Below are 12422 nucleotides of genomic sequence, written 5' to 3' on the forward strand. Positions count from 1 at the left end.
TCCGGGCCCGCGACACCGGAATGCGTCACTCCAACCCGCGGCGCCCGCGGCGCCCCCGGTGCGGGGGCGTCGCCGCCGCGTCAGTCGGCGGTGTTCACCATCGACGCCGCCGCGTACGTCAGGTACTTCCACAGCTGTTCCTCGTGCTCCGGCGCGAGGGCGAGTTCGTCCACGGCGTCGCGCATGTGCCGCAGCCAGGCGTCGTGCGCCGCCCGGTCCACCGCGAAGGGCGCGTGGCGCATCCGCAGCCGGGGGTGGCCGCGGTGGTCGCTGTAGGTGCGGGGGCCGCCCCAGTACTGGATCAGGAAGAGCACCAGGCGCTCCTCTGCGGGGCCGAGGTCCTCCTCGGGGTACATCGGGCGCAGCAGGGGGTCCTCCGCGACTCCCTGGTAGAAGCGGCGGACGAGGCGCCGGAAGGTCTCCTCGCCACCCACCTGCTCGTAGAAGGTCTGCTCCTGAAGCGTGCCGCGCGGAATCTCGTTCACCGTTCCATCGTCTCAGATGCCCGGTCCCCCTTGAGGAGGTCCGGAACCTCCCCGGCGGGCAGCCCGCCCCGCCGTGACGGTCGCCCCGCACGCCGCCGCGCAGGAGAGTGGAGGCATGGGCGCACAGCCGGACGTCTTCGCCGAGGCCGGCGAGCGGGCACGACGGGCACTCGTACGGGAGATGGAGACGTACGGCGTGCTGCGCGACCCCGCCTGGCGCGGTGCCTTCGCCGCGGTGCCGCGGCACCTGTTCGTTCCCTACTACTACGTCTCGGGCGTCCGCGGATACGAACGTGTCTGGTGCGGCGATCCCGACCCCGTCCGGCGGGACCGCTGGCTGCGCGGGGCCTACCGGGACGCGCCGCTGGCCACCCGGGTCAGGGACGGGGAGCTGATCTCCTCCGCCAGCCAGCCCTCCCTGATGGCGCGGATGCTGGAGGCCCTGGGGCCCCGGGACGGGGACGACGTCCTGGAGATCGGCGCCGGCACCGGGTACAACGCGGCCCTGCTCGCCCACCGGCTCGGGGACGGGCACGTCACCTCCGTCGACCTGGACGAGGAGATCACCGAGTCCGCCCGGACCCATCTGGCCGCCGCGGGACACCGGCCGGCTGTGATCACCGGGGACGGGGCACGGGGCTGCCCGGAGCGCGCGCCCTTCGACCGGATCGTGGCGACCTGCACGGTGCCGTCGGTGCCGTACGCCTGGCTCGCCCAGTGCCGCCCCGGCGCGCTCGTCCTGGCCCCGCTGTCGACCGGGCTGATCCTGCTGCGGGTGCGGGACGCCGACCACGCGGAGGGGCGGTTCCTGCCCACGTCGGCGTACTTCGTGGCGCTGCGCGGGGGCGGCACGCCCACCCGTCGCCCCCGGGGGCGGCCGATGGGACTGCCCCGGCAGGTCTTCGAGGACGAGGGGTTCCGCTTCCTGCGGACCCTGGCGGAGGAGAGCCTGGACACGCGCGAAGCGCTCTCGCTCTGGCAGCGCGAGAGGCGGCCGGAGCGGGAGCGCTTCGGTGTGACGGTGCGGGAGGCGCGGCAGTGGGCCTGGCTGGACGATCCGGAGGGACCGTACGCCTGGCCGCTGCCGGCCGGCTGACCGGCGGTCCGGGACCCCGCGGGCGGGATCCCGGACCGCGGCCGGGGTCGTCGGGCTCCGCTAGCCGCGGCGGATCGTGATCGTGGTCCAGGCGCCGACGTGCACCCGGTCGCCGTCCTGGAGCGGGACGGGGACGTAGGGCTGGATCGGTTCCTCGGCGCCGTTGATCGTGGTGCCGTTGGTGGAGTTCTGGTCCACCACCGCCCACGAGCCGTCCGGCTGCTGCACGAGCACCGCGTGCTGGTGCGAGACGCCCGGGTCTTCCGGCGGCACGGCCAGGTCGATGTCGGGCGACTCACCGGTGGAGTGCCGGCGGCGGCCGATGCTGATCTGGTTGCCCTGGAGGGTCAGCTGCTTCTCGGGGGAGTACGCGGGCAGGTTCAGGCCCGTGGCCTCCGGGCCGCTGCGCTGCATCATCGCCATGAAGTAGTCGCGGTCCGGACCGATGTACGCCGACCAGCCTGCGGGCGGCCGGGGCGGCTGGTACTGCTGCTGCGGAGGCTGCTGTACGTGCTGCTGGGGCATCGGGGCCGGCGGCGCCTGCTGCTGCGAGGGCGGCGGCAGCATCCAGTCGTCGCCCCCGCCGGACGTCTGGTGCTGCGGCGGGGCGGGCGGTGCCGGCTGCTGGTGCTGCGGCGGCGCCTGCGGGCTCTGGAAGAAGGACGGCGGGGGCGGCGGCGGTGCCTGCTGGTACCCCTGGGGCGGGCCGCCCTGCGGGGGCTGCTGCTGCATCGGCGGACGCTGCGGCGGTGCCTGGTGGTGCGTGGGGTCGGCCGACAGCGGCTCGGCGGGCCGGTTCATCTGCGACGGCCGCGAGCCCTGGTACTCGTACGGGTCCGGCTGGCGCGGCGGTGACTGGAAGCCCGGCGGCAGGTTCAGACCGGGCGGCGGGCTCTGCTGCTGCGAGGGGGGAGCCACCGGCGTGTAGGAGGTCGCCGTGTTCGTGAGGAAGTTCCAGCGGCACTCCTCGCAGAACGGCGCCATGTGCTCACGCGGCGTGCGGCACTGCGGGCAGAGCTCCGCCTGGGCCGTCGCGTTCGGATCGCCACCGGGGCCGAAGCCGCCGGAGGCCGGCGGCGGGAAGCCGGAACCCGGGCCGGGGTAGCCGTACGCGGGCGGTGGCGGCGGGGGAGGCGGCGGTACGGCACCCGCCGGCGCGCCCGCCCCGGCCATGCGGTGGCCGCAGACCTCGCACCAGTCGTCGGAGACCGACTGATGTCCGTTCGGGCAGGTCGGCATGTCGGTGCTTCCCCCTCTCGTCGTCCGGCCCCCTGGCCGGGCTACTTCTTGACGCGAACCGTCTTGGTGGAGCGGGTCTCGAGAGTCATCTCGTCCGCTTCCGCGACCTTCGCCTTCAAACGCACAGTACCGGTCGCCGCGTCCACGACGTCGACCACCTTCGAAAGGAGTTTCGCAGTGTCCGCGTTCCCGGAGGCCGCGGCCAGCTGCACCGCACGGCCCAGTTTGGCGGTCGCCCCGTCGTGGTCGCCGGACTTGCGGGCGTCCAGTCCCTGCTGGATGACCTGGGCCAGCTCGGCCTGGCCGGTGTAGTGCGCGACCTGCGGATTGATGGACGTGGACATGGCCATGTCGTCCGTCCAGACCGCCCGTACCAGCCCCTGCGACAGCGTCTGCGGGGCACCTCCCGCCGGGTCCGGGACGATCAGCGAGACCCGGGCGGCGAGCATCTCCTGGCCGACCGCGGCCTGGGGGACACGCACGCACACGTGGTAGTCGCGGGACTCGTCGCCCCACGATCCGGTCGGGTAGTCGCCGGCCCGCGGGCTCGCTTCGGTACGCCGGTCGGTCAGCGCCTCCACCGTCGGCGCCACCTGCTTCACGAACTGGATCTCCACGCCGACCGGGGTCCACAGGCGCAGCGAGACGTCCGCCACCTCCTTGCCCATGGCGTTCTCCATCATCGTGGTGAAGTCCGTGGCCAGGCCGCTGGGGTCGGCGACGATGTCGGCGGTGCCCAGCAGCGCCGAGGCGATGCCGGTGACCTCCTTGACCTCCCAGTCCGTCCCCACGCCGCGGGCGTCGCAGGTGAAGCGTCCCGCGCAGGCGTCCAGCGCGGCCCGCAGGGCCTCGGGCGACTCGTGCTCGTTGCGGCCGTCGGTCAGCAGGATGCCGTGCCGGATCGACACGTCCGCGGACGCGAGGAGCCGGTCCGCGAGCCGCAGCCAGGTCCCGATCGCCGTCCCGCCGCCCGCGGTCAGCCGCCGCAGCGCGTCCTTGGCCTGGGCGCGGGTCGCGGAGTCGGCGACGGCGAGGCGGCCGTTGCCGGGGTAGACCTCGGCGGCCACGTGCGTGCCGGCGACCACGGAGAAGGAGGTGCCGTCGCGCAGGGTGTCGATGGCGGCGGCGGTCGCGTCGCGCGCACCCCGCATCTTCGTCGCCGGGTAGTCCATCGAGCCGGAGCAGTCGACCATGATCACCACCGCGGCGTCGCTCCCGCCACCGGGGCGGGCGTCCGCGAGCGCGGCGCCGCCGGTCGTCCCGCCGCCGGTCGAGGTGACCGTGACGATGGCGCTGACCTCACGCCCGCCTTCCGGCAGGAACTCGTTCTGGTACACGTCCACCGAGAACTGCGGCACGTTCGACTTGGAGAAGTTCGCCATCTGATCGGGCTCCTCGGCAACAGCGTGACGACGCGCGTCGTCGGGACGGCGACGTGTCACGGGACAGCGGGACAAGAAAGGGAAGGGGCCGTGAGGCCCGCGGCGGAATCAGCGGGTCGAGGACGGGACGAGGGCGACCTTTCAGGCCGATCCTGCCCCTTGCGGCGCGAAGGTGAACGGCAGCAGCGCCACTGTTACGTTGTCGTGGCCCCCGCCGTCCAGGGCATGGCCGACCAGCACCTGGGCGCCGTGCAGCAGTCGGCCGGCGGAGTCCGCCGGCACGACCCGCGCCATGTCCTCGGCGGCCTCCGCGTAGTTCCACAGACCGTCGGTGCAGACCACCACCACACCGGAGCGGTCCGGCTTGAACGCGGCGGTGTGCGGCTCCAGTTCGTACGCGTCGGCGCCCAGCCAGCCGGTGATGGCGTGGGCCCGCTCGTCCGCGTACGCCTGGGCCTCGTTCATCAGGCCGGCGGCCACCATCTGGGCCGCCCAGGAGTCGTCCTGGGTGAGCCGGGCGGGTGCGGTGGTGCGGTCGTCGGGCACCCAGTAGGCGCGGCTGTCGCCGATCCAGCCGACGATCAGCAGGCCGTCGGCGACGATCGCTCCGACGATGGTGCACGCCGGGGCGTTCTGGTGGCGGTGCGGATCGTGTTCCATCGCGTCCTGCGCCGGGTCCTCGGCCAGGGCGTTGACCGCCTCGGCGGCGGCGACGATCGCCTCGTGCATGGCCTGCTGCGGGTTGGTGCCCCGGGGCAGGGCGGCGAGCAGCGAGCGGCCGGCCGTGTCCGCGGCGGTGGCGGACGCCTCGTCGGGGCGGGTCGCCGAGGAGACGCCGTCGCAGACGATCGCGAGCGTGGCGGGGGAGCCGCCGGGCAGCGTGGTGGCGGCGACGGCGAAGGCGTCCTCGTTGCGGTGGTGGCGGAGTCCGCGGTCGCTGACGGCGGCCACCGTGGCGAGTTCCTGCTCCATGTGGTCGCGCTCGCGCGGCTGCGCGTGCCCGCAGTTCTCGCAGTAGCCGTCGGGGTCGACGTGGCCGGCCCGGCAGGCGACGCAGACCCTGGAACCGGCGGGCGGGGCCGACGGAGCGGGCGGGGCCGACGGTACGGGCGGTGCCGACGGTACGGGCGGGGCCGACGGAGCGGGCGCGGCCGGTGGCTGCGCGGCGGCGGTGCGCGGGTCGGGCGCGGCGAGCCGGAAGTCGCCGTCGGCCGGGGGAGCCGCGGGCGCGGGCGCCTGGGCCGGGACGGCCGTCCCCCGGGCGGGGCCGTGCCCGCCGGCGGCCAGTGCCGCCAGGCCGTCGCCGGACGTGGCCGCCGCATGCGGCCCGTCCGTGCGGACGGGGATGGTGGGCAGGTCCCGGGCCGGCCGCCCGGCTTCGGGTGTGGCCGCCGCGGCCTCGGCTCCCGCCGCCCCCTGGGCGGGCGGCGTCGCGAGGTCGCGGCCTCCCGAGTCCGTGCCGGGGAGGTCGCCCGGGTGCTGGGTCGAGGTGGACAGTGAACCCGGCTCGCGGGCCGGCGCCTCCGGCCAGTCGACGGGGGTGCCGATCGCGATCGTCGGGCGGTCCGGCTCCGGCACGGCCGCGGCCGACAGGTCGTGGCCGCACGCCCCGCAGAACCGGTCGTTCGAATCCAGCGGTTCCGCGCAGCCGGGGCAGGCGGAGAGTTCGTGCTGGGGCATCTGGGACATACTCACACCCACGTCCGGGGGCGGAAACGGTTGGCCCGCTCCACCAGTTCGATCCTCTCCTCGCCCCGCTGCGCGAGCCGGGCGAGCACCCGGTACGAGCGTTCGAGGCCGAAGCGCAGTCCGCGCTCGTCCAGTTCACTGCCGAGCAGCAGCGTGCCGCCCGGCCCCGCACCGGGACTTCCGGAGAGTACCCAGTCGAGCGCGGTGCCGAGGACCTCCGTCGTCAACTGCTCGCGGCGGACCGCGTCCAGACCGAAGCCCTGGAGTGCGGAGACCTGTGCCGCGGCGGCCGTCAGATCGCCGTCGAGCGGGTCGTGCGCCGCGCGTCGCCGCAACCGCGCCCGCACCGCCGCGACCCGCGCCGCGGTGTAGTGGATGGACGCCTCCGGGACCGACTCCAGGGTGTGCACGGCCCCGGCCCGGTCGCCCGCGGCCAGTTGCACCCGGGCGAGCCCGAACGCGGCGCTGACGTAACTCGGATCGGTCGTCCACACCAGGCGGTAGTACTCCGCCGCGTTGTCGAGCTGGCCGAGCACCTCGGCGCAGATGCCCAGCGCCAGCTTGGGGGCGGGCTCCCCGGGGAAGGCGTCGTAGATCGCGTCGAAGGAGACCGCGGCGTTCTCGTGGTCGCCCGTCACCAGGGACGTGACGCCGCGGTACCAGACCACCCGCCAGTCGTCCGGATGCTGCTCCTCCAGGGTGACCAGGGCGCGCCCGGCCGAGCCGAGGTCGCCCATCTCCAGGCGGGCCCGCAGCTCGCGCAGCCGCAGTTCCAGGGAGGGTGTCGGCGCGGTGTGCAGGGCGCTGATGAGCTCGGCGGGGGCGGAGGCCATCAGACCGGCCAGGAAACCGGCGTTGGGGTCGCCCGGGTCGACCCGGGGCACGGGCAGCGCGAGCGAGGTGGACTTCCCGTCGACCGGCGTCAGGAAGGGACCCTCGGGGGCCCCGGGGCCGGGTGCGGCGGACGGGAGGGCCGGGGCGCCCGGCGGCAGCGCCGGAGCCGCCGGCCTGGCCCCGCGGCGGCCGCCGCGCGACTCCCGGGCGCCCAGCGCCGAGACGTCCTCCGTCAGCTCGGCGAACAACTGCGTGTCCGTCACCCGGAGTTCCGAGCCGAACAGCGTCGAGAGCGCCGGCCGCGGCCGGCCCGACTGCAGGGCGACGACCTCCCGGAGGACGCCCGTCAGCTGCTCGGCCATCTCCTGCGCGGACGCGAAGCGGCGCGCCGGATCGGGGTCCGTCGCGCGCACCAGGAGCCGGTAGAAGGACTCGTACGTCCGGAAGACCTCGATGTGGTCCGGGTCCGGCAGCGAGTCCACGAAGACGTTCGTGTAGCCCTGGAAGTCGAAGGTCAGGACGGCGAGGGTACGCGCCACCGTGTAGAGGTCGCTGGCAACCGACGGCCCGAGCTCGGCCACCTCCGGCGCCTGGTAGCCGACCGTGCCGTAGATGGCCGACTCGTCGTCGTCCATCCGCCGTACCGCGCCCATGTCGATCAGCTTGAGCTGGTCCTCGGTCTGGATCGCGTTGTCGACCTTGAAGTCGCAGTACAGCAGGTTCCGGCTGTGCAGGTGGCCGAGCGCCTCCAGGGCCTCGATCCCGTACGCGCACGCCTGCTCCACCGGCAGCGGGTCACGCCGCCCGTCCGGCGTCCGGCGGTCGTTGGCGATCTCCTTGAGGGCCTTGCCGCCGACGTACTCCATGACGATGTAGCCGTCCAGGGAGCCCGTGCGCTGGTCGAGGTGCTCGACGAAGTTGTAGATCCGCACGATGTTGGAGTGCTCGATCTCCGCGAGGAACCGGCGCTCGGAGATCGCCGCGGCCATCGCGTCCTGGTCGCCGGTGTCGAGCAGGCCCTTGAGGACCACCCAGCGGTCGGACACCGCCCGGTCGACGGCGAGGTAGATCCAGCCCAGACCGCCGTGGGCGAGGCAGCCCGCGACCTCGTACTGGCCGTGCACGACGTCCCCGCCGCGCAGCTTCGGCACGAAGGAGTAGGGGTGGCCGCACTTGGTGCAGAACCCCTCCGTCCGCCCGGGCCGTTCCCCGCGCGCGCGGCCCACCGGGGCACCGCAGTCGGAGCGGGAGCAGAATCGCTTCCGCTCGGGGACCTCGGGGTTCTCCATCACGGCGGCCCGCGGGTCGGGGCGCGGCACCTCCGGGATCGAGACCAGGCCGGCGCCGAGGCGGTTGCGCCCGGACTGGCCGGTCGACGCGCCGGAACTGCGCACCGAGACCGAACGCCCCGTGCTGCTGCCCGACAGGGCACGGGAGAGCCGCCCGGACACCGAACGCCTGGACGTGGCGGAACGCGACGAGCGCGACGAGCGGGACGAGGCGCCCGACGACGTGGCCGAGGAGGCGCGCGACGACGAACGGGCCGAGCCGGATCCCGAACCGCCCCTGCCGGCCACGGCCATCCCGGTCGGGGTGGACCGGAGCATGCCCCCGGGCGCCACCACCGGGGCCAGCCCGCAGGTGTCGCAGTACAGCTCGCCGTCGCCCATGTCCTCGTACGAGCCTTCGCACGAGGGGCGCTGACAGGTGCCCACCACTGCCTCTCCCGCTCCTCCGCTCACCACTGACTCCCCCTGCCGTCTCTCGGCCCGGACAGAACCTCTGCCGCCGCCTGCTGGTATCGCAGCACCGCCTGCTCGGCGACCCGCAGATCGCAGGGCGCGCTCCACAGCATCCGGCGCGCCGTGTCGTACCGCTCGATGAGCAGCGGATCCTCGGCCGCCCCGAGCCGCGCCACCTTCGCCTTGTACGCGTCGAGCCGGCCGCGCAGCTCGGCGCGGACGGCGAGCGGCGCGGTCACGGCGGTCAGGGACTCCCGGGCACGGTGCAGTTCGTCCTCCGCCTCCACCTCCAAGGACTCCAGGAGGGGGGAGAGGCGGTGCCACTGGGCGTGCCTGCGGTACTCGGCGGCCGTCGCGAGCCGTTCCTGGAGGACCGTCGGCGGGCCGCTGACGGCCGGCACCTCCGAGGCGGCGATCTTGGCGAGGACCTCCCCGCGCGCCGCCCGCGCCTCGGCGAGCGTCCGATCGGCCCGCGAGAGCACGTCCCGCAGCCGCAGGAGCCGCTCCTCGGAGTCCTTCCGGACGGTGAGGACCGCCTCGATCTCGCGCCGCACGTCCTCCAGCGCGCGCGCCGCCCGGTCGTAGCGGGCGGTGTCGGGCCGTCCTCCGCCGGGCGCCGAACTGCCCGCCGCGGGCTTCCAGAAGGCCAGCGGATCGGTCACCACCTCGGTGCGCAGCGAGCCCAGCTCCGCGGTGATCGCGTCCAGTTCGTCGCCGGCCGGGTGCTCACCGGGGCGCACCCCGACCGAGTGCGCGAGCGAACGCGTCCGCCCGAGCTCCGCGGCGAGCAGGTCTATCCGGGCGGGCAGCGCGGACCAGACCGCGTCGGCGGTCACGACGACGTCGAGCGAGGCGGCGTACAGCTCGTTCATCCGGTCCACCAGCCGCTCCAGCGTGAAGCGCTCGGTGAGCCGGGCCGGCCCGGTGAGGGACACGGCGGGCTGCTGGGTGCCGCCGGAGACCAGCACGCTCTCGCCCCGCAGCCGGTCGGTCAGCTCGACGAGGTCCTCGCGGCTGGACCAGCGCCGGCGCGCGCGGAGCTCACGTGCCGACGAGAGGGCCGCGGTGTAGGCGTCGAAATAGGTCCAGAGCAGGGTGATCGAGCTCTCGGTGGTGTGCCACCGCTCCCGGGTGGTCCCGGTCAGCTCGGCACCTTCGAGCAGCCTGCGGCCCGCGTGGTCCTGGAGGGCGAGGAGGGAGTCCTCGACGGCCTTGTGCTCCGCGCCGAGCCGCGCCAGCGCACGGTCCACCTCGTCCCGGTCCATCACCGGCCCGGGGGGTCCCGTGACGCCCATCGATCACCTCTCGCTCTACTTGTACTTGGGTGCGGGCGGCCCGGATATCCCGGGCAGGTCCGCCTTCAGCCACTTGTCGTACGCCGCCTGCCAGGGGCCCTGGCGGTACCGCACCAGGACCTGGTTGACCCGGCGGACCAGGTCGTCGTTGCCGAGCTTGGCGGCGACTCCGTAGTACTCCGTGGTGAACGGCTCGCCCTTGAGCTCGATCGCCGGGTCCTGCGCGGCCTGGCCGGCCGCCAGCGCGTTGTCCGTGACGACGGCGTCGACCTCGCCGAGCTGGAGCCGGGCCAGGCAGTCCAGCTGGTTGGGGACGGTGAGGAGGTCCTTGTCGTCCTTGGTGCCGTCGCCCTCGTCCTTGAAGACGGCGCCGAAGGAGTTCCTCTCCAGGGCCTCGTAGGCCGTCGAGCCCTCCGCCGTGCAGACCCGCTTGCCCTTCAGGGAGGGCCCGTACCCCTGGATCGTGGAGTCCTCCTTGGGCGCGAGGACCTGCTGGCCGGCCTGGAAGTAGGCCGTGGAGAAGGCGACCTGCCGGATCCGCTTGCAGTTGATCGTCATCGTGCGGACGACGAGGTCGACCTTGCCGCTCTCCAGGGCCGCGATCCGCTGGTTGGTCGGGATGGCGCGGAAGATGACGCTGTCCTCGCTGCCGAGGATGTCCTTGGCGATCGCCTTGGCCAGGTCGATGTCGAAGCCCTCGAGCGTGCGCTTGCCCGGATTCCGGTAGCCCCAGCGGTAGCTGGACTGGTCGACGCCCACGACGAGCTTGCCGCGCTTCTTGATCGCGGCGATCGACGGGCCGTCGGCGGCGGACGGGGTGAGCGAGGCCTCCGGGTTCTCGCAGGTGTCCGCCCGCACCGGCACGCCGATGCCGACGCCGGGGCCGCTCACCGTCGGTGCGGCCGAGGCACGGTGGCCGCCGCGGGCCAGCGGCAGCAGGGTCAGCGAGGCGGTCAGCCCGCAGGCCACGGCCATCGCCGCCACCCCGCCCCAGCCACGCAGCCGGGACAGGGGCCGCCGGCCGGGTCCGGCCGGGGCGCTCCTCCCCGCGTCGTCGACGCCGTAGTGCATCCCTCCCCCTCTCACCGGTACTCCGAGAGCCTGCGGTTGATCCCCATGACGGCGCCCGCCGCGCCGAGCACCGCGAGCACGCCCGCGCCCAGCGGCAGGGCCGTCAGCGCGCCCCGGCCGCTCTCGGCGGCCGCGGTGAACTCCGCCTGCTCGTGGTCCAGAGCCCGCTCCAGGGCCGCGTCGATCTGGTCGAAGGACTGCCCGGTGGACTCCTTCGGGCCGATGACCCGGCTCAGCGCGCCCTCGAAGTCTCCCGCGTCGTCCTTGGCGCGGGCGCCCTTGTGGCGCTGCTGCCACTCGCCGGTGCGGGAGGCCGCCTCGGCCAGCGGGCTGCGGCCCGCGTCGTCGTCGGCCAGTTCCCGGGCCTCGCCCAGCGCGTCGGTCAGCGCCGACATGCTCGTGGTGTAGTCGGTCTCGTACTTGTCGTTCTTGCCGTCGTCGGTGAGGACGGCGCCGCGCGCGACCAGGGTCAGGTTCTCGTTGGCCCGGGCCTTCAGGGAGCTGATGCGGGCGGTGTTGAGCACCTGGAGCGAGCTCTGACCGTGCTCCTGGGCGTCCGTCAGCCCGGCGCGCGCCAGCGTGTGGGCGGTGCCGAGCCACAGCAGCACGATCACGGACGCGGCCGTGGCGGCGAGCAGACCGTGGTTGAACACCCGGTTCGTCAGGCGGTAGTTGCGTCGCTGCGCCCAGAACAGGACCAGCAGCACGGCGATCCCGAGCAGCAGGGAGAGGTACGGCCGGTCGCGGGCGTCCTCGTCGTCCTGGTGGAGGCGCGCGGTCTCGGCGTCGTAGAGCCGCTCGGCCGCGGGCAGCAGCTCGGTGGTCATCTGCTGGTTCGCGTACCGGAGGTAGGCCCCGCCGAGCGGCAGGCCCTGCCGGTTGGCGGCCCGGGCGCGCTCGATGAGCCCGGTGTAGCGGGGGAGCTGCTCGTTGAGCGTGGCGATCTCGCGGCCCGACTCCGTCGAGCCCTCGGTGCTCGACGCCGCCCTGACCAGCAGTCGTGAGGCCGTGGAGATGTCCTGCGCGTACCGCTTCCGGATGTCCGCGGGCTCCTGCGCGCCGGAGAGGAACGCACTGGCGGCGGCGGTGTCGGCGTCGGCGAGCGAGCGGTAGATGTCGGCGGCGTCGGCGCTCAGCGGCTGGCTGCGGGTGACCACGTCGTCTGCGGAGCCGGCCCGGTCGGCGACCTCGAGTGCGGTGACCGCACCGAACGCGACGACCAGCAGGGCCAGTACGGCGCCGAGGATCTGCAGCCGGCCCGGCTCGGTGGTCGCGGCCCGGCGCAGCCGCTCCTTCACCTCCGACCAGGCTCCCGGCCCCGCGTCGGGCGCGGTGGCGGGCGGCGGCACCGACGGCTGGGCGGGCACGCCGACGGCGGCGCCCGGGTACGCGGGCGCCGTGCCCGTCGCCGAGGCGGCGGGCGCATTCGGCGGATATGTCACGGGACCTCCCCCTCGGTCGCTGACGTCGGCAGTCGCCCCTCCGCTGTCCGGAAGACGACCGCCCGGCCAGCAGTATGGCCTCAGAGGCCCACCCGCACACCGGGATTGACTCGATCTTGTTCCTATCGTGCCCCATGCCCCAGCCGC

General features: G+C 74.3%; 9 protein-coding genes. 1 reads left to right on the top strand and 8 read right to left on the bottom strand.

Annotation, left to right across the window (positions count from 1 at the left end):
- Nucleotides 1–80 precede the first annotated feature (80 nt).
- The gene (locus ACE1OA_RS22510; RefSeq protein WP_356598884.1) at nucleotides 81–485 is read right to left on the bottom strand and encodes a globin; all 405 of its coding nucleotides are present in this window, start codon (nucleotides 483–485) and stop codon (nucleotides 81–83) included.
- Between the two features lie 115 nt (nucleotides 486–600).
- On the opposite strand from ACE1OA_RS22510, the gene ACE1OA_RS22515 reads away from it, so the two are divergent.
- Nucleotides 601–1581 carry a methyltransferase domain-containing protein gene (locus tag ACE1OA_RS22515; RefSeq protein ID WP_384866665.1) on the top strand — a complete coding sequence of 327 codons (981 nt, stop codon included), beginning with the start codon at nucleotides 601–603 and terminating at the stop codon, nucleotides 1579–1581.
- A 60-nt stretch (nucleotides 1582–1641) separates the two neighbouring features.
- Here the strand turns inward: ACE1OA_RS22515 and ACE1OA_RS22520 are convergent, their stop codons facing one another.
- From ACE1OA_RS22520 to ACE1OA_RS22550, 7 genes are all read right to left on the bottom strand, one after another.
- A complete protein-coding gene (locus ACE1OA_RS22520) occupies nucleotides 1642–2820 on the bottom strand; it encodes an FHA domain-containing protein (RefSeq protein WP_356598880.1) in 1179 nt (392 codons plus the stop codon).
- A 41-nt stretch (nucleotides 2821–2861) separates the two neighbouring features.
- Entirely contained in the window at nucleotides 2862–4202 is a 1341-nt protein-coding gene (locus tag ACE1OA_RS22525) for a vWA domain-containing protein (RefSeq protein WP_386543069.1), read from the bottom strand.
- 141 nt (nucleotides 4203–4343) lie between these two features.
- Nucleotides 4344–5882: a protein phosphatase 2C domain-containing protein gene (locus ACE1OA_RS22530; RefSeq protein WP_432753276.1), complete on the bottom strand. Its 1539-nt coding sequence runs from the start codon at nucleotides 5880–5882 to the stop codon at nucleotides 4344–4346.
- 11 nt (nucleotides 5883–5893) lie between these two features.
- Nucleotides 5894–8395, bottom strand: coding sequence for a tetratricopeptide repeat protein (locus tag ACE1OA_RS22535; protein WP_384866927.1), 2502 nt, complete (start codon nucleotides 8393–8395; stop codon nucleotides 5894–5896).
- A gap of 68 nt (nucleotides 8396–8463) precedes the next feature.
- Nucleotides 8464–9762, bottom strand: coding sequence for a hypothetical protein (locus ACE1OA_RS22540; RefSeq protein WP_356598875.1), 1299 nt, complete (start codon nucleotides 9760–9762; stop codon nucleotides 8464–8466).
- Nucleotides 9763–9777: 15 nt separating this feature from the next.
- Nucleotides 9778–10833 (bottom strand): glutamate ABC transporter substrate-binding protein, encoded by a 1056-nt coding sequence (locus ACE1OA_RS22545; RefSeq protein ID WP_356777562.1) that lies wholly within the window; start codon nucleotides 10831–10833, stop codon nucleotides 9778–9780.
- Between the two features lie 11 nt (nucleotides 10834–10844).
- On the bottom strand, nucleotides 10845–12275 hold the full coding sequence (locus ACE1OA_RS22550; RefSeq protein WP_386543072.1) for a hypothetical protein: 1431 nt from the start codon (nucleotides 12273–12275) through the stop codon (nucleotides 10845–10847).
- Nucleotides 12276–12422 lie beyond the last annotated feature (147 nt).

The sequence above is a fragment of the Streptomyces sp. JL2001 genome (assembly GCF_050917515.1).
In the GTDB taxonomy this organism is placed as follows: domain Bacteria; phylum Actinomycetota; class Actinomycetes; order Streptomycetales; family Streptomycetaceae; genus Streptomyces.

Coding starts and splice junctions, on each gene's coding strand:
- ACE1OA_RS22540 (WP_356598875.1), bottom strand. CDS start 9,762: ATGGGCGTCACGGGACCCCCCGGGCCGGTGATGGACCGGGACGAGGTG.
- ACE1OA_RS22530 (WP_432753276.1), bottom strand. CDS start 5,882: ATGCCCCAGCACGAACTCTCCGCCTGCCCCGGCTGCGCGGAACCGCTG.
- ACE1OA_RS22520 (WP_356598880.1), bottom strand. CDS start 2,820: ATGCCGACCTGCCCGAACGGACATCAGTCGGTCTCCGACGACTGGTGC.
- ACE1OA_RS22515 (WP_384866665.1), top strand. CDS start 601: ATGGGCGCACAGCCGGACGTCTTCGCCGAGGCCGGCGAGCGGGCACGA.
- ACE1OA_RS22525 (WP_386543069.1), bottom strand. CDS start 4,202: ATGGCGAACTTCTCCAAGTCGAACGTGCCGCAGTTCTCGGTGGACGTG.
- ACE1OA_RS22535 (WP_384866927.1), bottom strand. CDS start 8,395: ATGGGCGACGGCGAGCTGTACTGCGACACCTGCGGGCTGGCCCCGGTG.
- ACE1OA_RS22545 (WP_356777562.1), bottom strand. CDS start 10,833: ATGCACTACGGCGTCGACGACGCGGGGAGGAGCGCCCCGGCCGGACCC.